This window comes from Acinetobacter sp. ANC 4910 (assembly GCF_004331035.1).
GTDB lineage: Bacteria > Pseudomonadota > Gammaproteobacteria > Pseudomonadales > Moraxellaceae > Acinetobacter.
Genome location: NZ_SJNT01000009.1, coordinates 1 through 22,999 on the forward strand (window position 1 = coordinate 1; position 22,999 = coordinate 22,999).

A 22,999-nucleotide genomic window follows, 5' to 3' on the forward strand; every position below is an offset into this window, starting at 1 on the left:
AGCCGTAAAGACTGTGCCTAGCACATCTCAAGTTTTATTGTTGCTAAGTTTTTTAGTAATAATAAATGAAAGCCTGAACAGCCGAACGGCGGTCAAAGCTTGGTAAAATTTTAAGTTGTGTCGTTATAGTGTACTTTGACAATGGCTGCCAAAAAAATATGAATGTGCAAAGCCAACTCCTTATATTTGGAGTTCTGCCAGAGCATAAGAAATTTATGGTGGCAGAACGAAAGAGGGTTGACAGACTAGTCACTCAACTAGCACACCCGAAGGTGTCCCTCTCCCGTCCTACCGCAACGGGAGGGAACGAGATATACACACAAAACTATCCCTCAGAAGGAATAGCCCTGATGTATGAGTGAAACGGTCTGTCAAAACCGACTGGCAATGTGGCCAGCACGCAAATGGTAATCTTCAATATTTAAGGTGTCAATGTAAAATTGGCTAGAAAATATTTAAATAGTTGTTATTTTTCATTTAATTAGATAATTAAGTTAACACTTAATTAAATATTGAGCATCTACTTTTAGATCATGAAGTAAAAGAATTAAAGTTTAAAAAACTAAAGTTCCGCATTGTGTATTTCTAGGGAACTTCACTAAATAATGTTGTTATCAGCAATCATTTTCAATATTTCATGCTAGAAGATATTTTTATATTCACAAGTTATTCATGCATTTCATTCATAACTCTATTCAACAAAGCCCTCTAACTCATACTTTTCTAATTTGTTAGTTTATCCCCCATTCCAAATTCAATTTAGAAATGCTTTATTTTTAAAGCAGGTATGTATATGTCTTCTCCTATCGAACACAACTCTTCAACAGATATAACGGTGAATACGGCTACATGGAGCGCGGTTGTGGTGATGTCTCTATGTTGCGCTGTGCTGATCGCATCTGAATTTATGCCTGTGAGCTTACTTACACCAATTGCGCTTGACCTCAAGATGACAGAGGGTCAGGTTGGACAGGCAATTGCAATCTCAGGGATTTTTGCTGTTATTACCAGTTTGATGATAAGTAAACTCACTAGAAACTGGGATAGACGTTCCGTGATGCTTGGGCTAATGCTATTGATGATACTTTCAGGCATCATTATTACTTTTGCTCATAATGCTCTTGTATTCATGTTAGGACGGGCAATTCTAGGAATCGTCATAGGCGGTTTTTGGTCAATGTCCACAGCCATTGTAATGCGATTGGTATCATTCAATGATATACCAAAAGCATTGGGACTTTTAAATGGCGGCAATGCCTTAGCCACTACTATTGCTGCACCTTTAGGTAGTTTTTTGGGTTCGGTCATTGGTTGGCGTGGGGCTTTCTTTTGTATTGTTCCCATTGCCATGATTGCATTACTCTGGCAAGTTAAAACCATGCCCTCACTACCTCCAGTCAAGACTCAACAAATGAGTGGCAATGTATTCCTGTTATTAAAACGGCCTGTGATCTGCTTAGGTATGTTCGCTATCTTGTTCTTGTTTATGGGGCAGTTTGCACTGTTTACTTATTTACGCCCCTTTTTAGAAAAAGTGACTTTGGTGGATGCAAACCAGCTTTCTATGCTGTTATTGATTTTAGGTATTGCAGGTTTGCTCGGTACTTTTATTATCAGTCACATCTTACATAAACATTTGTATCGTTATTTAATCTTGATTCCACTCACAATGGCATTTCTAGCAGGTGGATTTATCTTATTTGGGCATCATGTCTGGATGATTGCAGTGTTGATGGCTTTATGGGGTTTGATTGGTACATCCGCACCTGTGGCATGGAATACTTGGCTCACCCGCTCTCTGCCTCATGAAGCGGAGACTGGTGGTGGTCTCATGGTTGCCATTATTCAATTGGCAATTACTTTAGGGGCAACCTTCGGGGGCTTACTTTTCGACTGGCAAGGCTATCAGGCAACCTTTATTTTAAGTGCAGTTGTATTGGGGATGAGTGCCCTATTTGCCTCATTTACACGGCGGTATCGGTTAAACGTAAAGTATCAATAACCAGTCTTAAAGCTGGGGATTGTTGTCTCCGATGTGGATAGTATAAATGGTAACCCGAAAACTGGATGCTGTAATCATCCAGTACCTTGATCAGTCGTCCACAACGCAGATCATCTTCAACCATATCTTCTGGAATATAGGCAATTCCCAGTCCCAACCGTACAGCATCGGCACTATGATAGGATTCATTAAAGACCCATTGCCCATTAATTTTGATTTTTATTTCCAGCCCATCTTTTTCAAACTCCCAAGCATAGATACCGCCTTGTGTGGTGAGTCGGAAACCAATACAGGAGTGTTGGGTCAACTCCTGTGGCGATTGAGGCTGACCATGTTTTGCAAAATATTCAGGTGTTGCTACCACAGCCATTTTGACATCATTACCAATCCGAACAGCAATCATGCCCTCTGCGACACGGCTACCAAAACGGACACCCGCATCAAAGCGTTCAGCAACAATATCCACCATGCCACTGTTTGCCGTTAATTCGATATTAATGTCAGGATAACGCTGGGTTAGTTGTTGGAGTTTTGGCAGCAAAATTTGTCGGATGGCATGGCTACTGGCATTAATCCTGATGGTGCCTGCGGGTGTATCCCTTAACTTACTCAACAAGGAAAGCTCATTGTCGATATGATCGAAACTGGCACTAATGGTTTGCCTTAAGCGCTCTCCTGCTTCTGTTGGCGAGACGCTTCTTGTGGTTCTCGTCAGTAATAGCATACCTAGCCTTTCTTCTAGCCCCCGAATGGTATGGCTGAGTGCAGATTGCGAAACACCGAGTTTTCCAGCGGCTTTAGTAAAACTTCCCTCTCGCGTCACCATCAGAAAGGCATAGAGATCGTTGTAATTTTCTTTGGTGATCATAAAAATCAGCTTTTATATTTATTGCTAACTCATCCAGTATAACGCGAAATAGGTCAATTTAATGCATGATTAATGAATACCACTCATAAGTCCATGCTGATTTTTTAGTCTAATCATTCTAAATAAAACCACCTAAACTGTTTTCAACACATGGTTTTAACTGGTTTATACGATGGTCGGTTGGGAATGTGGATAGGAAATAGGCATCTGCATCAATGAATTTAAGAGCATATTAATCATGAATAAAACTAAATATTCCTATGCTTTTGTTGGCTGTTCGATTGTGCTTGCAATTCTTTTGAGCTGCTTTGCCTTAACTACTACCGCTAAACCTAACCTCGACCATCATCCAACTGTGACAAGAGTTTCAAAAATGAAAATTCAAATTGAGGTTGAAGGCTTAGAACAGCCTATTTTTGCAACCTTAGATTCATCACCAAGCACCCAAGATTTTATTAAACAACTGCCGCTTTCATTGAAGCTTAGCGATTATGCATCCTCAGAAAAAATAGCCACTTTACCCCATAAACTATCAACCCAGTCAGCATCCAAAGGTTATGCGGGCAAAACAGGTGACCTTAGCTATTACGCACCTTGGGGAAATTTAGCGATTTTTTATAAAGACTCTGAAGTTGGTTATGCAAATGGGCTTATTTTTCTAGGAAAAATGGAAGACCTGCCAAAAGAGTTTTTGAGTCAGTCGGAATTAACCGTTGTGATTCGCCAAGTGAAATAACTTCCCAATGATGAATAAGTGAGATTGCTATGTCAGTCATTCAGTACAACCAAAAATTTCGTAAATCTGTTTTAGCAGTCATTACGGCAGCAACAGTAAGTTTATTCTCCTCTACCACAGTGATGGCAGCAGATATGTTAAATAATGCAGATAATTTTTACCAAAGTAGTCAGGTCAACATCCAAAAAGTGACGTTTAAAAATCAGTACAATATGCAGGTAGTGGGTAATTTGGTGATCCCTAAAAACCTTAAAAAGGGAGCAAAATCACCTGCAATTGTAATTGGTCATCCCATGGGTGCCGTCAAGGAACAAAGTTCCATGCTGTATGCTCAAAAGTTGGCAGAACAGGGTTTTATCACCTTAGCGATTGACTTGCCATTCTGGGGTGAAAGTGAAGGACAGCCCCGTAATGTGGTTTCTCCTGACATGTATAGTGAAGCTTTTAATGCAGCGGTTGATTATCTAGGCACCCGTGATTTTATTGACCGTGAACGTATTGGTGCTTTAGGAATTTGTGGTAGTGGTAGTTTTGTCATTAGTGCCGCAAAAATTGATCCGCGCATGAAAGCGATTGCGACTGTGAGTATGTACGACATGGGTGCGGCAAACCGTAATGCACTAAACCATTCTCAGAGCTTAGAACAGCGAAAACAGATCATTGCGTCTGCTGCTCAGCAACGTTATGTGGAGTTTGCAGGTGGAAAAACTGAATATACCAGTGGAACGGTGCATGAATTAACTCAGGATACTCATCCAATTCAACGTGAGTTTTATGACTTCTACCGTACTCCGCGTGGTGAATTTACAGCTAAAGGTGCTGATCCTAAAACAACCACACACCCAACACTCAGCAGTAACATCAAGTTTATGAACTTCTATCCATTTAATGACATAGAAACCATTTCACCTCGCCCAATGCTATTTATTACTGGTGATCAGGCGCATTCAAAAGAGTTTAGTGAAGAGGCTTATAAACTGGCTGGGCAACCCAAAGAACTGTATTACGTTAAAGGTGCAGGACATGTTGATTTATATGATCGTGTGAATTTAATTCCATTCGATAAATTAGCAGCATTTTTTGAAAAAAATTTATAGTAAAGATTGGATTAAAAACCTGAAGGTGATTAAGAGCCACCTTTCGGTTTTAATTCGCCGTTCACTTGTCTTTTATAGAGTAATTATCATAGTTAAGAATATAAAACCATGTTACTATTGTTTTAGTAGTTACATTCAAGTTTATTAATTTCTTATGAGTAAAAATACCAATCTTGAAGTCTGTCCAATTGCAAGAAGTCTTTCAGTTCTTGGCGATGCGTGGAGCATGCTGATATTGCGAGATGCTCATGCGGGTTTCACTCGTTTTGATCAGTTCCGTAAAAGTTTAGGTATTGCGCCGACCATGCTAACAAAACGGTTGTCTGTTTTAGTCGATGAAGGATTACTTGAAAAGCGACAATATTCTGAACATCCGCCACGCGAAGAATATGTACTCACTCAAGCAGGTCACGATTTTCTACCAGTTTTGTTTGTGATTGGAGCTTGGGGACGGAAGCATAAACCGTTTGAAAATCCTGAAAAAATGCCTATATTCCTTGATGCTGAACAAGGGACTGAAATTAAGCCGATTGTGATTGATCAAATCACTGGTGCCGAAATTGGCACTCGCCCGATTAGTCAAAAATAGCGAATAATTTAAATTAAAAAAGCACTCAATGAGAGTGCTTTTTATGGGTTCTATTTAAAATAAATTGGTTATTTTGCTCTGCTACGTTGAGTTGCATAGGTTCCCCAACCACTGCGTAAAACCGATTTAATAAATGCCCATAAGCCACTTTCCTTAGGTTTTGGTTCTTTACCTTTTCCAATGCGTTTGAGTTGCTGGGTGTACCAAAGTACTTCCATAACGCCAAGACTATCAATTTTCTTGATGCCTGTTTTGATGGGTTGCACTGACTGAAAACCATTTTTTCCTGACAGTAAAGATTTGGATACATCAGGTTCAATTGCCATAAGTCTTGCAATTCCAATGACATCACATGCATGTGACTGCAAAGCTTGATCCATACCTTCTACAGTTCGGAATCCACCCGTTACCATCAACGGCGTTTTTACCAGTGTTCTCACTTTTTCTGCGAAATCAATAAAGAAAGCTTCGCGTACAATTGTCGATGCTTTTTGTGGCGCTTTTGCTACGCCAGACTCATAGGTGCCGCCTGATATTTCTATAAGGTCAATGCCTTCATCTGCTAAAGCTTGAATGGTTTCTAATGAGTCTTGTTCAGTAAAGCCACCTTTTTGAAAGTCTGCCGAGTTAAGCTTAATGGCAATTGGGAACTCTTTACCGACTTGTTTACGGATCTCTGCATAAACTTCCATTAAAAAACGGCGACGTTTTTCAGGTGTGCCACCCCACTCGTCATTTCTTAAATTGTGCAAAGGTGACAAAAACTGGTTAATCAGATAACCATGTGCAGCGTGAATCTCAACGCCACTAAATCCAGCCTTTTTACATATCGCAGCACAACGGCCAAAACGCTGAATAATTTCTAAAATCTCTTCGTGTGTGGCTTCATGTGGTGTTGCAAATAAAGACTGCATTTCTGCACCAAATGGCACTGCCGATGCAGAAATATTACGTACATTTAATCCTTTCGGTGATTGTTTTCCTGGATGATTTAACTGTGCCCACAATTGAGAACCTTGTTCGGTCACGGTTTTTGCCCATTTCTGTAAAATTTCAAAATCACGCTCATCCTCGACCACCACATTGCCAGCCTCACCTAAGGCTTTGCGGTCAATCATAATGTTGCCAGTTATGATCATCCCAATCCCTGATGCTGCCCAACGCTGATATAGCCGAACATGTTTTTCGTTTGGATTATTTGAATAGCTGGCTAAGGTTTCACTGGTTGCAGCCTTCGCTAACCGGTTTGGAATGATGACACCATTGGGCAGAGTTAAAGGCTGATTCAAAAGATTGGTTTTTAATTGCAGATGAGTCATGGCCTTATCTCACACAGTTAAAGATGGTTTTGAATGGGGTTGAATAAAGTCCACTAAACTTTGAAACCACATCACATCCACAAAATTTCCGGTAATGACAAGGTCTTGTGTTTTAAGTGCAGTTAAAAAAGTGTTTACACTGTCTTTCGCTGACAACACGGCAAACCCTTTGCTACCCGTTTTAAACGTAAAGGTAAAACTTGGTGACTTGGTTAGCCCAGAGTAAGAGTTAATCTTGCCGGTTTTTACTTCGAAATAGCGGCCTTCACCACTTGCCGTCTGAATCTGAAAGGTGACATTTTTATCCTTCACAAAAGCTGCACATTTCGGATTCTTTTTTACAGCACGCTGCATGAGCTTGGTCAGCATCCACAGCAATAATTTAAATTTCATCATTTTTGCCTTCTTGATTCATCAAATTGACTAGCTCGAACTCATGCATTTATTCATCTAAAAACTGGATTGCATGCTTTACAAAGCGTTCAGGGTATTGAAATTGGGCACCATGACCTGCGTCTGGATAAATAAATAGCTGAGCATTTGGAATGTTAAGTGCCATGTGATAGGCATTGATGGTCGGAATCATCACATCATCGACACCATTTAAAATGAAAGTAGGTTGTTTAATCTCACGTAAATGTGCAAAAGGATCTTGTTCATCAAGTTTAGGTAAAAAATGCATATTGGCTTCTATCTGTGCCTGCATGACTTCAACTGAACTTGGCGTGTCTTGATCTTTGCGTTCATGTCGACGTTTCCAAAATTTATGACCCGCCTGAATAGCAGCTTCAGATCGGCCAAAAAATAAAAAGAGGAAGTTTTCTTCAGAAGGCACAGCAGTTGTTGCATGCTTCAATACCAAAGCAGCGACTTCTGGATCATCTCCACGTGGTTTACCGCCTCTTGGTCCCGTACCTAAAAGCATTAGTTTTCTGACGAGTTCAGGGTGGCGGCGTACTAAATCTTGTGCCTGAAACCCTCCCAGTGAAAAGCCTAATAGATCAACCTGCTTTAAGCCTAATGCACGAATGACTGCTGCTGCGTCGTCTGCCATATCTTCAATACGAGTACGAGGCTGACCTGTAGATGAAGCAATGCCTCGACCATTAAACAAAATGACTTCACGCCCTTGTGCTAAACCATTGGTAATGATTGGGTCCCAATTGTCTAAACTGCCTCGGAAATGCTGAAGAAAAAATAGCGGTGGTTGCTCTGTATTTGCATTACCCCATCGACGATAGGCAAATTTTGCTCCATCTACTTCAATGAATTGGGTCTCGGCTGTTTGATGAGTAATAGTAGTCATTGTCTTTATCCTGAATTTAAGTTTCTGATTAAGCTAATTTTTATTTAGCTAAAAACGTGAGGGATTGTTTTACAAAATCATCATGAAACTGAAATATTCCCCCATGACCTGCATCTGGATAGATAACAAGTGAGCTATTCGGTAAGCGCTTTGCTAAATCATAAGTATTTACTGTTGGCACCATTCGGTCATGATCACCATTGGCAACAAGAACAGGTTGTTGAATTACAGAAAGATCATCTGGTTTCTTATTTCCCCATTTTTTGAGTGCTTTAAGCTGGGCACGATAGGCAGAAATGGTAATTTCTTTATCACGGTTTTCGGTACGTTCGTTAATACGTTGAATAAAGGCTTTTGCAGAAGCTTTACCATTTTCTGTACGAGTGAAAAATAGATAAACTTTAGGGTCTTGATGGGTAACCATTCCACGAACTAAATCCCAATTAGAAACTCGCCCGACTGTACTAATTCCAGTACCGCCCGCAGGGCCAGTTCCTGATAAAATTATTTTTCGAACTAAATTCGGCTGCTTCAAAGCAATCTCTTGTGAAATCATGCCGCCCATCGAAAAGCCGAATAAATCAACTTGCTTAAATCCTTTTGCTTGAATGAAAGCAATCGCATCATCTGCCATCAGCTCAATCGACTGGGCTGGTTTACCCGTAGAAGCACCAACACCACGATTATCAAACACAACAACATGATGTTTTGCTGCAATTCCATCAATAATTCTTGGATCCCAATTGTCTAGCACAGCAGCCAAATGATTTAAGAAAATGACAGGCGTTCCACCGTTTTTCTGACCATATTCTCGGTAAGCGAAGTTAACGCCACCAGCACTAATAAATTGAGTTGGTACATTTGTCCAATTTATATCTTGTTGAGCGTGTTGCCCTGCTTTCGGATTGCTAACAGCACTTGATGACACTTTATGTGCCTGAATTGATGTTTCATTAAAAGAAACCGATGGCACAACCTCTGCCTGAGTTAAGGGAGCACTAAAAATAGATATCGCCGTCAAACTCATAGCAACTGTATTTAATAAAAGCTTCATTTGTTTTGATCCTAATTCTATTCATCAACTGATTTAACTGTTTTGATGAGCAATCTATTGAGATTAACGACACCATTCACAGTTACTACTTATTTAATACTTACTATAAGACCACATTATTTATTTGTCACTATCTTTTTAGTAGTAACTATTTTATTTTTAGATTATGATTAAAAAATCAAGGTGAAACTGAATAGCGAACACCTTCAAATTGGAAAAAATGGTATGACTGGTAAAGTAGTTCTCATTACAGGCGCATCTTCTGGTATTGGTTTAGCAACAGCAAACCTTTTATATGAGGCTGGATTTATTGTTTATGGCACAAGCCGACAAGCGAAAAATTCATCAAAATACAAATTCCATCTTATTGAGTTAGACGTAAATCAAGATGATTCAGTTGCCCAAGCCGTTGAAAAAGTAATAGCAACTGAAGGAAAAATTGATGTCTTAATTAATAATGCCGGGTTTGCAATAGCACCTGCTGGTGCCGAAGAAAGTTCAATGCAACAAGCGCAGGCTATTTTTGATACTAACTTTTTCGGTGCCGTTCGAATGACTCGCGCAGTTATTCCGCACATGCGTCAGAAAAACTCAGGACTTATTTTAAATATCAGTTCAATTCTTGGACTTGTGCCTATGCCTTTTGGCGCGCTTTACTCTGCGTCTAAACATGCACTCGAAGGTTATTCTGAATCTTTAGACCACGAGTTAAGATCACAAGGCATTCGTGTATCTTTGATTGAACCTGCTTATACGAATACTTCTTTAGGAGTAAACTTACTCGAAGCAGACAATAAAGTTTCTTTTTACGATCAAACTCGTGAAAAGCTACATAAACAAATGATTAATTCAATTAATAAGTCAGATGACCCGAGTGTGGTTGCCAATACAATTTTAACAGTCATTCAAAGTCAACATGTTGTGCCACGCTACACAGCAGGAAAAACTGCAAAAAGCTTAAAAGCGTTAAGACGATTTGCACCTGCAAATATCTTTGACAAATTAATTCATCGCAGCTTGAAAGTTTAGAACAAACCCAAGCTTATAAAACTTTAAAATAATTTCGAGAAATAGAGGTTTCAAATGAAAGCAGCCTACATTAGCCACTATGGCAATATTGATAATGTACAATTCGATGAACAAACCAAGCCTTCTGTAACTGAAGATACAGTGCTTGTTAAAGTTCATGCAGCAAGCATTAATCCTCTCGACTTAAGAGTTTTAGAGGGCGAATTTAAAGCAATTCTTCCGGTGAAGTTCCCCTTTATATTGGGGAATGATTTTGCAGGTACAGTTGTAGACGTAGGCTCGAAGGTTACCCAGTTTAAAGTGGGTGATGAAGTTTATGCCAAGACCGATCTAAACGGCACATTTGCTGAATATACAGTGGTTCAGCAGTCTTCACTTGCACTGAAACCTCAAAATATTTCTATGGAACTGGCGGCTTCTCTTCCGCTTGTTTCATTGACTGCATGGCAAGCACTGGTTGAAATTGCAAAACTTAAAGCTGGTCAAAAAGTACTGATTCATGCAGGTTCAGGCGGTGTGGGATCAATTGCGATTCAGCTTGCTAAACATCTAGGTGCAACTGTTGCTACAACGACAAGTGGTAAAAATACTCGTTGGGTTAGAGAGTTGGGTGCAGACATCATTGTTGACTATAAAACGACAGATTTTGAGCAAGAACTTAAAGACTATGACGTAGTTTTAGATACGCAAGGTGGAAAAACTTTAGAGAAGTCACTCAATGTTCTAAAACGTGGTGGGCGACTTATCAGTATTTCAGGCCCACCCGACCAAGCGTTTGCAGAAGCAATTAATCCGAACTGGTTTCTAAAATGTGTTATCCCCCTATTAAGCTGGTCAATTCGCCATAAAGCAAAAAAAAGAGGCATCACCTACTCATTTTTGTTTATGCAGCCGAATGGCCAACAGTTATCAGAAATTTCAAAATTAGTCGAGTCTGGGAAAATAAATCCAGTCGTAGATAAAACTTATGAATTTAGTGAGATTAAAGATGCTTTCCAATATGTAAATACTGGACGAGCAAAAGGTAAAGTCATCTTAAAAATTTCTGAATAAGATCGAAGATAAATATGAATGATCAATTGTTTGGTTAAACAGGTTTAAATGTTTCACAAATTGCTTTAGGTACTGGTTCGGCGCAGGTTGAGGAATATTAAAGAAGCTAAATGAATACAAGGTGAACAGCAAATGCTTTTATAGACACTTTATAGTCAAGCTTGAATTGATGCTAGTCATTTAGAAAAGCCCATCATTTTTATAAATGACTAGAGGTTGTGCTCATTTGATAAATAGCCCAAAAACAGCTCAGCATCATGAATGCTCGTATATTTATATTCACGATGCCGAGTACGAAAATGAACACCATCTTGGTTATGTTGTAATCTAGACACGTAGCCTATCGATATTTGCAGTTGTTCCAATACGTTTTGCAGTATCGTGCATATACATATAGTTAGCTTTGTTTAAACGCCATTTGATCTGTCATAGCCGACTGTTTTGTATCTGTACTTATTCATCAATCTTTACCGGCATATTATCTATGGACTGTGGTTTCTTTTTTTCTGGTAAATCTACTCTTTTATTTAAGACTTTCCCTAATGTTTTGAATCGCGAATTGGAATTATAAAAAATACTCTGTATCACTCTGAATTTTAGGTGAAATATGCTGCTCTACCCACGTTAACCATGCTCTTGTTTTAGCATCAATAAAATGACGCGATGGTAGTAAGGTATAAACACCAATATCAGGTGATCTCCAATCTGCTAAAATGCGACGTAATTTCCCAGTACGTATCGCCTCAATCACGGTAAAGGTTGGAAGCAATGCGATGCCCATATCTTGCTGAACCATGTCCAGTAAGAGCTCTGGTGTATCTGCAATCAATGGCCCTGTAATATCAACTTGATAGGAACAACTGTTTTCACTAACGAGATGCCATTGCGGTGTAATAGATGGGTTTACTAATCTTAAACAGGCGTGTTTTTGTAAATCATCTAATGATTTTGGTTCGCCATATTTTTCTAAATAGGCTGGTGATGCACAAAGTAATGAAAATATTGTCCCAATTTGACGCGCCATAAATCTTGAATCAGCCAAAGATTCCGTAAGATATAAGCTTACATCAATTCCTTTACCTAAAAGGTCTGGGACATTCTGCGAAGTACGGTATTCCACTGTAAGTTCTGGATAGGTTTGACAGAACTCGGCCATCATTGGAGACACATAATGATGTCCAAAACTTGCCATACTCAAAACACGTAACCTCCCTTGTGGTTTGGTCGCCATTCCCATCGCCTGCGCTTCGGCTTCTTCTACCATTGCCAGCACTTGACGGCATTGCTCTGCATAAGTTGCACCAATATCGGTCAGTGCGTGCTGTCTCGTGGTTCGTTGTAGTAATTTTGTTTCTAAACGCCCTTCTAATTCACTAATGAGTCGGGACACTTGCGCTGTTGTGAGTTCCATCTGCTCTGCGGCAGCCGTAAAGCTTCCACTATCAATGACTTTTAGAAAAGCATGCATTGCATGGAGTAATCCACCATCAAGATTTTTGCGCATAACGTAAATATGTTTTTCTTAATTACGCATTGTTGCACCAGTCTGGATCAATCACAATGACATTAATGTACATACATTGAGCAGTTTTTTTGTTCCGAATGAACTGATCAATCTTTTTTAGTATGTCATTTACTCCAAATATTCAACGGGATGTTGAGAAAAGAAAGTAGCTCGAACTACAAAATTCCAAGGAGAAATAAATGAATATAGCGACAAAATTTACTCCAAATAAGATTCCAACCAAGGATGTATCACTTGAAGATAAATATTTAAGTGATGATGGTACTGCTTACATGACAGGTATTCAGGCCATGGTGCGTTTACCACTCGCGCAAACACGGCGGGATACTTTAAACGGTTGTCATACTGCTGGTTTTATCTCAGGTTATCGTGGTTCCCCTGTCGGAAATTATGATAATTTTCTCTGGCAAGTTGAAAGCATACTCAAAGACCATCATGTGGTTTTTCAACCTGGCGTAAATGAAGATCTCGCTGCTACTGCAATTTGGGGTACCCAACAAGCCAATCTCGCAGGTCAAGGTAAATATGATGGTGTGACCTCTTGGTGGTATGGCAAAGGCCCAGGGGTAGATCGTTCTGGAGATGTTCTCCGCCACGCCAATCTTGCAGGAACATCAGAGTTAGGCGGCGTGGTTGCCTTCTTTGGTGATGATCATTCTTGTAAATCTTCGAGTATTCCACACCAGTCAGAACATGTCATGATCGGTTGTGGCATTCCAATTTTTTACCCGACTTCCATACAACAAATTCTTGATTTAGGTGTACATGCGGTCGCAATGTCACGTTTTGCAGGTGTATGGACATCGATGAAGTTAGTCAGTGAAATTGTTGAAACCTCTGCTTCTGTTCATGTGGATTTAAATCGAGTCATTCCTGTTTTACCCCAAAATGTTCAAATGCCAGCAGATGGTGTCAACATTCGTTGGCCAGATCATGGCATTCAACAAGAAGAGCGTCTTTATAAATATCGTTTACCCGCTGTAGTGGCTTATGCCCATGAAAATGAACTGAATCAGGTGACGTGGCATTGTGCTGATGCGCGTATTGGTATTGCAGCAAGTGGTAAAGGTTATTTAGATACCATCGAAGCCTTACGTATATTAGGAATTGAAGGTGAAACGGCCCAACAGCTCGGACTGAGAGTGTATCAAGTGGCTTTAATTTGGCCTTTAGAGCCGCAAGGTTTGCGTGAATTTGCCGAAGGTTTAGAAGAACTGATTGTTGTAGAAGAAAAACGCCCAATTCTTGAAGTACAAATAAAAGATGAACTCTATGCGCTTCCAGATGATAAACGCCCTCGTATCATTGGTAAAGCCTGTGATGGAAAAGGTGAATGGAGTACATCAATTAATGAAGCCCCTTTGATTGGTCACTATGAGTTCCAACCTGAACCGATTGCAAAAATGTTGGCAGCTCGGTTCTTAAAATTAGATATTCCAGAAAACTTAAAAACGCAAATTCAGAATAAAGTTGAGCTATTACAAAAAGCAGAGCAAGCGTCACAGCATGTTTTAGATATTGCAGAACGCAAACCTTTCTTTTGTAGTGGCTGCCCTCACAACTCATCAACTAAGTTACCCGAAGGCAGTCGTGCACTGGGCGGGATCGGTTGTCATTATATTGCCGTGTTACAGAATCATGGCACAGAAACATTCTCGCAAATGGGAGGCGAAGGCGTAAGTTGGGCTGGCGCTTCTCATTTCACCAATGAAAAACATATTTTTGCCAATCTCGGCGATGGAACCTATTTCCATTCAGGCTATCTGGCCATTCGCCAAGCGATCGCTGCAAAACTCAATATAACCTACAAAATTCTTTACAATGATGCCGTTGCCATGACCGGTGGACAGCATGTCGATGGTCACCTCAGCGTGGCACAACTAACAAGACAACTTGATGCAGAAGGCATCACAAAACAAGTCATCGTCACAGACGAACCTGAGTTGATTCATGCCGAAGAAGGTATTGCGTCTCACGTCGAGATTTATCACAGAAATGAGCTAGATGATGTACAACGCAAATTACGTGAGATTTCTGGTGTTACGGCGTTAATTTATGTTCAAACCTGTGCCAGTGAAAAACGCCGTCGCCGTAAACGCAATGCTTATCCAGATATTGCAGAGCGAGTTTTTATCAATAGTGAGATTTGTGAAGGTTGCGGTGACTGTTCTAAAAAATCGAACTGCTTATCGATTGAACCCGTTGAAACAGCATTAGGAACGAAACGTCAAATCAATCAAAGTAGTTGTAACAAAGACTTTTCTTGTGTCGAAGGTTTCTGTCCAAGTTTTGTGACGGTACATACCCGCGACATGAAACGCCCAGAAATATTCGAAGGTATTGGTGCTGGCTGGCCAGAAAAACCAATTATTCCTGAACTGGATCAACAACCCATCCGTATTATGGTCGGGGGTGTGGGTGGTACAGGTGTGGTTACCTCAGGCGCTTTACTTGGAATGGCGGCTCATTTGGAAGGTAAAGCTGCACGTATCATGGATATGGCTGGACTGGCCCAAAAAGGGGGTACGGTTTATTCCTACATACAACTTGCGACAGAAGATGAGCAAATCTCTGCAACCAAAATCCCTGCGGGTCAATGTGATATTTTAATCGGTGCAGATGCCATTGTTGCAGGAAGTAATGCAGCACTTTCACGTTTAAAAGCGGATGCTGTTGTCATCGTGAATGAAGATGGTTCCCCTACTTCTGCTTTCCTTGAGTCGCGTGACTGGTATGCACCAATTACAGATTTAATTCAGCGACTTCGTGGTCGGACGACACAAGGCAAACTTATATCTTTACCTGTAACACGTATTGCCACACAAGTACTAGGTGATGCGATCTTTGCAAATCAGATTTTACTTGGTATGGCTTGGCAATCGGGTCAGATTCCGTTGAAACGTGAAAGTATTGAAAAGGCAATTCACCTAAATGGCACAGCTACTGAAAAAAACCTTGAAGCTTTCCGCATCGGTTGTCATCTGATGAGTGACCCTGACTTAGCCAAACGCATTATTGCAACCATACCAACAACGCGTAAACCAACCACGTTGGCTGAACTCGTTGAAGATCGTTCTGCGCGTCTGGTCGAGTATTGGAATCAAGATTATGCAGCTCAGTATCGAAATCTTGCTGAACAAGCTGCCAAAGTATTGCCAAAAGAATTAGCGGAAACCATTGCGACACAGCTCTATAGAGTCATGGCCTATAAAGATGAATATGAAGTTGCACGCTTACTCACAGGAAAAAGCTTTAAACAATCAATCGAAGCACAGTTTGGTCAAGGGTTACGTTTAACCTATCACTTAGCCCCTCCTGCTTTGGGTGCTCATGGTGCCATACGCAAACGTGCTTTCGGCTATTGGATGCGTATTCCGATGATGATTCTTGGTCGACTACAATGGCTTAGAGAAACTTTCCTTGATCCATTTGCTTTACAGCAAGAACGTCAAAAAGAACATGCATGGCGTGATCGATATATCGCATTTGTCAACGCCATTAGTTCTGCACCTGAAAATTATGACTTATCTGTTGCTGAGCAAATCGCTCAATTACCAGCAGATGTACGTGGTTTTGGTCATGTTAAAATACAAGCGATGGACACGGCGATACAACGTTGGGATGAGCTTGCATTGAGTCTTTGTAAAGAACATGAATAAGAGAAATAGATTTATATAAATGAGTAGCTGATACAGGGTCAAACTGAGGTGGTATTGATACTCAGGTTATAGATCAGGTTCAGCTACTTTATATTTACAATTTAATGGTGAGCATAAATACAATATAGAGAATCTCAAAATAATCATTAGCTGCGAGGAAATTTTGGAAATCTTCTCAAATATATCCGTTAGGTTTATAAGCCATAATTGTTTTAAATAAATAATTTATATGAATAAGATATTGGAAGTTATAGATAAGTTTAAAAATTATTTATGAACTAGCCCCTCGATTAGCATCAGTTAAATACCCTAAACGAGGCTCTAGCTTACATAACTCAAATAAATATAAATGCGCTAAAGAAAAATTTTCCCTAGTGACCTGTTGAGCCCTTTTATCATTATCTACATCTTTTCCATTGCGAACATTGATGTCATTCTTGAACTGTATAAACATCGGCTATGGTTTTCATATTCGTTGATGTACTAGTTCAAATGAAAACTCAGGGTTTGTCCATCATCAGGAATATAGACGCGATCTTTTTCCCCAATTTCGGTAACAAGATTTTGAATATCCGCTCTTTTCACTGGGCAGTGATTTAACGCCTCAAAATGATTCGCAATCACATGCTTTGGGGAAAGTTGGATAAATTTTCTGACTTCACTTTCAGTCATTAAGATGGGTTTTCCAACATCCATTTGTGCTTCGCCTGCTGCCACAACAGTAATATCTGGATTAAACTGAAAAATCGCAGTTTTTACATCCTCAGTGAGCACGGTATCACCACTGATGTAAATTGATGGTTCATTCGGTAGATCCAGAAAAAAGCCACAACCATTCGCCATAAATTTACTGATCCAACCATGCCCATGCTTCGCAGGGACAGCAACGAGGCGACCACCCAAAAACTGGATTTCTTTCCAATGCTCAATTCCTGCCTGAACATTTAGACCCAGATTTTTCAGGTAAGGTGCATCATTACTAAACGTATATACAGGAATTTGTTTATCCGCTAAAAACTTCTCTCCAGTTCGATCTAAATGATCGGTATGCTGGAATGCTCTGATATTGAAGGTTTGGCTGTGCGTAATAAAACAATGCGTGACTTTCTCTAAAAGTTCCGCTGCATTGTCGGGAAGTTCAACCAACGGATTTTTCTCAGCCTTAAATTTCAAATAGGAAAATGCAGGGAGAGATCCTTTTTTACCTAACATTGGGTCAATAAGAATAAAATTGTTCCCAGTTTCAATGATAAAAGTAGCACTACGTAAATGATGAATGTTCATTGTAAAGTCTGTCAGTTTTATTGCTATAAAGTAGAGATATGACCTTACAATGAGTTTACTAAATGGTGCAATAACGCTTTTGGGCTATATTTAGCTAAATTAAACAAAACCGACTTTGTCCATGTGAAGTGAACTCATGTCAAAGTTGATAAGATCTATCCTCGCTCTCAACGGATACCCAATTTGAATCCACTAAATGCAGTTTGGGTGAGGAATTTCATTGGACACAGAGGAATTGTCCACCCCGATTTAGCCACTCCATAATTAATAATCTGGAGTGGCTTTATTGTGAAAGCATATAGGTATATTTATGATATTTAACTAGGTCATTAATTTTTTTCTAAAGTTAAATATTGGACAGTGCCGTAATATGTTCAGAAAAGCTAGTTTCCTTGCCAGCAGCATTAACATGGTTGAAATAGTCATACCAACCACTCGCTTTAATACCAGCAAGTAACACATCACGAATTTCTTCGTTAGGGAAATGCCAAATTCCTAAAAATTGATGCTCGCTACTTTGATCAACATTAGAGTCAATTTGTGTGAGTGTTAATGCTTTAACACCAAGATCCGATAATTTGCCCATCGCAGCTCCAACATTATTTAAATATTGGGTACGCTCATCTAATGATAATGCTTTCCAAGCTGAATTAGGGGTATAGAGTTCGATCAAATACTGATTCATAATTATTCCTTGTGATGAAGATTATTGGAAACCTTTGTTAATAATTGGGTTAACTGTTTGTGCTCTTGTGTAGATAAATTTCCAAATATTTTTGCAATCCAACGGCTATGCTGATCAAATACATTTTTAGCCATAGACTCCCCTTTCAATGTAAGTCTAACTTTGAGAGCACGGCGGTCTTCTGTATCAGCATGTCGTTCTACCAACCCTTCACGCTCTAAACCATCAAGTAGACCTGTAACTGTTGATCGGGTGATACCTGCTTGCTCAGCTAAAGTCTTCGGTGCTACTTCTTGATTTGCTGCATCAAGCAAAAATAACAAAATAAACCGTCCTTCAGATAAACCATGGACAGAAAGTTGGTCTGCACAATCTTTATCTATATGTGAAGCAAGAGAAAGTGTTAAAAAGCACAGCTCAATACTTTTAATATCAGGAAGTTGACGTTTATTTACTTCACTTAGAAGCACTTGGTATTTTTTATCAAGAGGCATTTAGTTAGTCACAAAATAGTAAGCCACCAAACTATATTGGTATCTATGTAATATTGTCAATATTAGATTTGAGTTAAACAAAAATTAATTTAATAGGTCTTTTCGACATAATACAAAACCTACATGCCTTTGAATCGGTAGGAAAAACATGGGATATGATTCTCCTAACCCCCATAAACAATAGGTTCTATACCATTCACTTATCTAAAGCTTAAGTTCGCTTTTAATTTTTGCACAGACTTTTAAGGTCGAATTCACTTCATTTTCATTCAGATTGAGTTTGCACTTAGTATCTTGGAAGATTTTCGCAACAGGATCTTTTAAATTCTGACCAGATTCAGTTAATGAAATATATTTACGGCGACGATCAAGTGTATCTATAGCTACTACAACAAAACCTGATTTCTCAAGTCGTTTAATGATCGGTGTGAGTGAACCAAGATCAAACAAAGTTTGCTCACTCAGTTCGCTAGATGACAAGTGATTTTGATTCCAAAGAGCAGCCAACACCAGAAGTTGAGGATATGTTATTCCAAGTTCAGATAATGGTTTGGTGTAGTTTCGCATCATAGCATTCGTCGTCGAATACAGTGTAAAACAGAGCATTTTGTCAAAATTAAATGTATCTAGCATCGAACTCATCTGTTATGTCCTGAAAAAATTAAAAACGATGAACAGCCTCAATTAACACGGACACCGAATCTGGGTTTGTTTCCTTCGAAATTCCATGCCCCAAGTTAAACACAAAACCTGTATCATCTTTTTGTTTTCCATAAAAAGATGTCATGACTTTATTCACTTCGTTTTGAATTACAGAATCATGGGCAAGTAATACTGCGGGGTCGAGATTACCCTGCAAGGCAACTTTAGAACCCACTCGCTGACGTGCTAAATCCAGATCAGTCATCCAGTCGAGTCCTAAAGCATTCGCTCCACATCCTGCCATTTCTTCAAGCCATTGACCACCTCCTTTTGTAAAGACAATTGAAGGAACTGAACGCTCACCTAACTGGTCTTTTAAACTATCTAAAATAAAGGAAATGTACTTTAGGGAAAATTCTTGATAAGCAGCTCGACTTAGTAACCCTCCCCACGTATCAAAAATCATGATGGCCTGTGCGCCAGCTTCTACCTGACATTTAAGATGCTGTACAACGGCTTGAGCATTTTTTTCTAGTAATTGATGTAATATTTTGGGGTTGCTATAAAGCATACTTTTTATCGTAATAAAATCTTTTGAACCCTGTCCCTCGACCATATAACAAGCCAATGTCCACGGACTTCCAGAAAATCCAATCAATGGGACTTTGCCATTGAGCTCATGACGACATTGGCTGACTGTCTGATATACGTAAGATAAAGATTCATGGGAAGGAATCTCTAAATTATTGATCGCTTGTTCAGAACGTATAGGGTTTTTGAATTTAGGTCCATGATTTTCTTCAAAATATAAACCTAAACCCATTGCATCAGGAATAGTCAAAATATCAGAAAATACAATTGCTGCATCTAAATCATAACGTCGGATTGGCTGCAAAGTTACTTCAGTTGCATAGTCAGGTGTTTTCATTAGGTTAATGAAATTTCCTGCCATTTTACGCACGGCTCGATATTCAGGAAGATAGCGACCAGCTTGGCGCATCATCCAGATTGGTGTTCGATCTACGGGTTGTTTTTGTAAGGCTCTAATAAAGTTAGTATTTTTAAGTGGTGCAAAGTTGGTCATTTGAGGCTCTAATTATATAGATGGGGATTTAGCTAATTCGATGATGATTTGCAGCATTTTTCATTTCTGAAATAGCTTCTTGATAATTAGAAGTATTGAATATCGCCGTTCCAGCTACGAATGTATCTGCGCCCCATTTAGCAATTTCAGCGATATTGCCCGCATTCACGCCACCATCCACTTCAAGACGAATATTTCTACCACTTGAATCGATTAACTTTCGTGCCTCAGCAATTTTAGGAAGAACAGCAGGTATAAATTTTTGTCCGCCAAATCCTGGATTTACCGACATAATGAGCATTAAATCGATTTTATCCATAAGGTACTTGCATGAATCAAGCGAAGTTGCTGGGTTGAACACCAAGCCAGCTTTGCATCCTAGGTCTTTAATGAGCTGAATTGAACGATCTAAATGAATAGTGGCATCAGGGTGAATAGAGATATAGTTTGCACCCGCTTTTGCAAAATCAACGATCAAGGAATCTACTGGTGAAGCCATCAGATGCACATCTATCGGTGCTTGAATTCCTTCAGACCTAAGTGCAGAACAAACTTGAGCCCCCATGGTTAAGTTGGGAACATAGTGATTGTCCATAATATCAAGGTGAATCATATCTGCACCAGAATCTAATACTGACTTCACTTCTTCACCTAAACGGGCGAAATTTGCTGCTAGAATTGAGGGAGCAATCCAAATGTCATTCATATAAAGCGCCTAAATATAAAAATAGTTATCAATAATTTGCAAAAGAGGATTTGATATCCAAAATCATCTCGTGACTTAAGTTTTCTAAATGTAAGTGATGACCACCTTCGTACCAGCTTACTTTTGCATTTTTTCCTAAATACTGTGATTTCGAATGAAATTTATCACCAACAAATAAACCACTTGTTCCAAGCAGAATAGTCAAAAAACAATCAATTTCGTTTAGAAAGCGACCAGCTTGTTCATCAGTTAACTGAATTGGTTTTGATAAAGTGAGCCGAGGATCATGTCACCATCGTTAAAAACATACTTCTGTGTTGCCGCCGTAAGACTTAATTAATTTGACAACCGATAGGTTCGGATTAACTTTGAGCGCATAAAAAATATCAACATATTCTGGCAAAGCATTTCTTAATTCTTGGAAGCTTTTTCTTTATTGGCTTTCATCATAAAGTTAACGTTCCCCATTTTTTTATTTTCAATAAAATATCTATAGAACAATTCATTTTAAAAAATTCCACTAATTTGTACTTCTATAATTAGAGCGTTATTCTACAAAAATAATACTTTGCGCGCAAAGTATCTCTTTTGGTAATTGCAACTAAAATAATTTTATGCTTGTTGTATGAAGTTTAATCAAAATTATAGGATTCGAATTTTTCCCAATTTATCAGGTCGCTAATTAATGCACGAAAGGTTTATCGCTGAAATCCATTTGTAATCATAAGTTTTGCTGTAATTTTTTTAAGTAATTTTTCACATTTTAACGGTGTTAAGCCAAAATCTTTGTCATATGGATTAAGTCATAAAACCTGTAATAATAACTATTTAGGTAATAGACCTACCAAAGATTAAATTATATTTCACCATACTTGCTTGAATTTGGCATTTAACAGCATCAATTAAGCCATTATCTTTAGATTCGAGACATCTTTCTGTAAGCAAGTTTGAATGTATTCAGCATAAACCGATAATTTTTCATAAATATGTTCTGCATAAAACATATCTTCAATCAGTCGAGATGCCTGTTCCAAGCTATAACTTCCATTCGCGCAGAGTAATTGTGCGTTTAATTTTGAAAATTTTTCACATATTTCAATATAAGTTTGATCTTTACGTTTAAACAGTAACTTATGCATGTTAAGTTCAGTGCAATCTGTGATTTGGTCATATGGATCAGTTTGAATAATATGAATTTGAATTTTTAAAAATTTCTCAAGTTCTTCTATCTTTTGTCTATTCAGTTTTAAGTCAGTGATCAGATAGATATTGGAAACGTCTGTTCTAGAAAGTGCCTTGAGTAAGGAATAATAAAAAAAATCAACTGCATTAAGCTCTAGATAACTCAAATCTACATACAGATTGAGAGCTTCCAGCGCGGCATCAGCCTTAAAATTTTGGCTTTTCCCTGCCTGATAATATGGATTTAAAATATCCAAAACAGCATCGGTTGCTGGACTCTGGTAGATGACCTTTTGGTTCAGATTTGCAAGAACAAAGGGAGAAAATAAATACGCCACATTGTACTGATGTGCTTGAATTGCAGATTGAATAATATAGTGCACTTTAGATTTTGAGAGCTCACGTAAAACTTTAGCCCTAAGTAATGTTGCCTCTAAGTTGACATAGTGTTGTGCAAGCTTCTTTTGCAGTACTTCGGAAAAAATTTCATTTTCAACAATTTCAGGAATACTGTTTAAACTCTGAGTTACAAACATTTCATGACCGACTAAATTGACTTATTTCGATCTATTTTCATCTTATTTGATTGTCATAAGTAGCTACAAAAAACTATAAATAAAAATATAACAGAAATGCTAGAACTTTTTAGTTCTGTTATATTTTTATTATCGGTATCTTGTACCTA

At 38.9% G+C, this 22,999-nt stretch carries 20 protein-coding genes; 7 read left to right on the forward strand and 13 right to left on the reverse strand.

What is annotated here, in order from left to right:
• Positions 1 to 793: 793 nt before the first annotated feature.
• Complete coding sequence (locus E0H82_RS10985) at positions 794 to 2,002, forward strand: MFS transporter (RefSeq protein WP_131264740.1); 1,209 nt, start codon at positions 794 to 796, stop codon at positions 2,000 to 2,002.
• Here the strand turns inward: E0H82_RS10985 and E0H82_RS10990 are convergent.
• Positions 1,965 to 2,870 (reverse strand): LysR family transcriptional regulator, encoded by a 906-nt coding sequence (locus tag E0H82_RS10990; RefSeq protein WP_131264742.1) that lies wholly within the window; start codon positions 2,868 to 2,870, stop codon positions 1,965 to 1,967. The genes E0H82_RS10985 and E0H82_RS10990 overlap by 38 nt on opposite strands.
• 238 nt (positions 2,871 to 3,108) lie before the next feature.
• On the opposite strand from E0H82_RS10990, the gene E0H82_RS10995 reads away from it, so the two are divergent.
• The 3 genes from E0H82_RS10995 (at position 3,109) to E0H82_RS11005 (ending at position 5,292) form a co-directional block, all read left to right on the forward strand.
• Complete coding sequence (locus E0H82_RS10995; protein WP_131264744.1) at positions 3,109 to 3,606, forward strand: cyclophilin-like fold protein; 498 nt, start codon at positions 3,109 to 3,111, stop codon at positions 3,604 to 3,606.
• A gap of 29 nt (positions 3,607 to 3,635) precedes the next feature.
• On the forward strand, positions 3,636 to 4,703 hold the full coding sequence (locus tag E0H82_RS11000; RefSeq protein WP_131264746.1) for an alpha/beta hydrolase: 1,068 nt from the start codon (positions 3,636 to 3,638) through the stop codon (positions 4,701 to 4,703).
• A gap of 154 nt (positions 4,704 to 4,857) precedes the next feature.
• Positions 4,858 to 5,292: a winged helix-turn-helix transcriptional regulator gene (locus tag E0H82_RS11005; protein WP_131264748.1), complete on the forward strand. Its 435-nt coding sequence runs from the start codon at positions 4,858 to 4,860 to the stop codon at positions 5,290 to 5,292.
• A 68-nt stretch (positions 5,293 to 5,360) separates the two neighbouring features.
• Here E0H82_RS11005 and E0H82_RS11010 read toward each other — a convergent pair whose 3' ends face one another.
• Genes E0H82_RS11010 through E0H82_RS11025 form a run of 4 tightly spaced genes read right to left on the reverse strand, consistent with a single transcriptional unit; the run spans position 5,361 to position 8,971 of the window.
• The gene (locus E0H82_RS11010) at positions 5,361 to 6,611 is read right to left on the reverse strand and encodes an NADH:flavin oxidoreductase/NADH oxidase family protein (RefSeq protein ID WP_131264750.1); all 1,251 of its coding nucleotides are present in this window, start codon (positions 6,609 to 6,611) and stop codon (positions 5,361 to 5,363) included.
• A gap of 9 nt (positions 6,612 to 6,620) precedes the next feature.
• Positions 6,621 to 7,007 carry a helicase gene (locus tag E0H82_RS11015; protein ID WP_131264752.1) on the reverse strand — a complete coding sequence of 129 codons (387 nt, stop codon included), beginning with the start codon at positions 7,005 to 7,007 and terminating at the stop codon, positions 6,621 to 6,623.
• Between the two features lie 46 nt (positions 7,008 to 7,053).
• Positions 7,054 to 7,917, reverse strand: a complete 864-nt coding sequence (locus tag E0H82_RS11020; RefSeq protein ID WP_131264753.1) for an alpha/beta fold hydrolase — start codon at positions 7,915 to 7,917, stop codon at positions 7,054 to 7,056.
• Between the two features lie 40 nt (positions 7,918 to 7,957).
• The gene (locus E0H82_RS11025) at positions 7,958 to 8,971 is read right to left on the reverse strand and encodes an alpha/beta fold hydrolase (RefSeq protein ID WP_131264755.1); all 1,014 of its coding nucleotides are present in this window, start codon (positions 8,969 to 8,971) and stop codon (positions 7,958 to 7,960) included.
• A gap of 225 nt (positions 8,972 to 9,196) precedes the next feature.
• Here E0H82_RS11025 and E0H82_RS11030 point away from each other — a divergent pair, with 225 nt between their 5' ends.
• Together E0H82_RS11030 and E0H82_RS11035 are read left to right on the forward strand one after the other, a co-directional pair.
• A complete protein-coding gene (locus tag E0H82_RS11030; protein WP_131264757.1) occupies positions 9,197 to 10,000 on the forward strand; it encodes an oxidoreductase in 804 nt (267 codons plus the stop codon).
• 54 nt (positions 10,001 to 10,054) lie between these two features.
• On the forward strand, positions 10,055 to 11,053 hold the full coding sequence (locus E0H82_RS11035; RefSeq protein ID WP_131264759.1) for an NADP-dependent oxidoreductase: 999 nt from the start codon (positions 10,055 to 10,057) through the stop codon (positions 11,051 to 11,053).
• 565 nt (positions 11,054 to 11,618) lie between these two features.
• On the opposite strand, the gene E0H82_RS11040 is transcribed toward E0H82_RS11035, so the two are convergent.
• Positions 11,619 to 12,557, reverse strand: coding sequence for a LysR family transcriptional regulator (locus E0H82_RS11040; RefSeq protein WP_131264761.1), 939 nt, complete (start codon positions 12,555 to 12,557; stop codon positions 11,619 to 11,621).
• A 200-nt stretch (positions 12,558 to 12,757) separates the two neighbouring features.
• Between E0H82_RS11040 and E0H82_RS11045 the strand changes: the two genes are divergently transcribed.
• Positions 12,758 to 16,237, forward strand: a complete 3,480-nt coding sequence (locus tag E0H82_RS11045; protein WP_131264763.1) for an indolepyruvate ferredoxin oxidoreductase family protein — start codon at positions 12,758 to 12,760, stop codon at positions 16,235 to 16,237.
• Between the two features lie 483 nt (positions 16,238 to 16,720).
• Here E0H82_RS11045 and E0H82_RS11050 read toward each other — a convergent pair whose 3' ends face one another.
• From E0H82_RS11050 to E0H82_RS11090, 7 genes are all read right to left on the reverse strand, one after another.
• On the reverse strand, positions 16,721 to 17,521 hold the full coding sequence (locus E0H82_RS11050) for an MBL fold metallo-hydrolase (RefSeq protein ID WP_131264765.1): 801 nt from the start codon (positions 17,519 to 17,521) through the stop codon (positions 16,721 to 16,723).
• A gap of 346 nt (positions 17,522 to 17,867) precedes the next feature.
• Entirely contained in the window at positions 17,868 to 18,206 is a 339-nt protein-coding gene (locus E0H82_RS11055) for a DUF6616 family protein (protein ID WP_016167963.1), read from the reverse strand.
• Between the two features lie 2 nt (positions 18,207 to 18,208).
• Positions 18,209 to 18,700 (reverse strand): MarR family winged helix-turn-helix transcriptional regulator, encoded by a 492-nt coding sequence (locus tag E0H82_RS11060; protein ID WP_131264767.1) that lies wholly within the window; start codon positions 18,698 to 18,700, stop codon positions 18,209 to 18,211.
• A 204-nt stretch (positions 18,701 to 18,904) separates the two neighbouring features.
• Positions 18,905 to 19,342 (reverse strand): MarR family winged helix-turn-helix transcriptional regulator, encoded by a 438-nt coding sequence (locus E0H82_RS11065; RefSeq protein WP_131264769.1) that lies wholly within the window; start codon positions 19,340 to 19,342, stop codon positions 18,905 to 18,907.
• Positions 19,343 to 19,361: 19 nt separating this feature from the next.
• Positions 19,362 to 20,426 (reverse strand): uroporphyrinogen decarboxylase, encoded by a 1,065-nt coding sequence (gene hemE, locus E0H82_RS11070; RefSeq protein ID WP_131264771.1) that lies wholly within the window; start codon positions 20,424 to 20,426, stop codon positions 19,362 to 19,364.
• Positions 20,427 to 20,454: 28 nt separating this feature from the next.
• Positions 20,455 to 21,132: a ribulose-phosphate 3-epimerase gene (rpe, locus tag E0H82_RS11075; RefSeq protein WP_131264773.1), complete on the reverse strand. Its 678-nt coding sequence runs from the start codon at positions 21,130 to 21,132 to the stop codon at positions 20,455 to 20,457.
• Between the two features lie 902 nt (positions 21,133 to 22,034).
• Entirely contained in the window at positions 22,035 to 22,850 is an 816-nt protein-coding gene (locus tag E0H82_RS11090; protein WP_131264775.1) for a hypothetical protein, read from the reverse strand.
• Positions 22,851 to 22,999 lie beyond the last annotated feature (149 nt).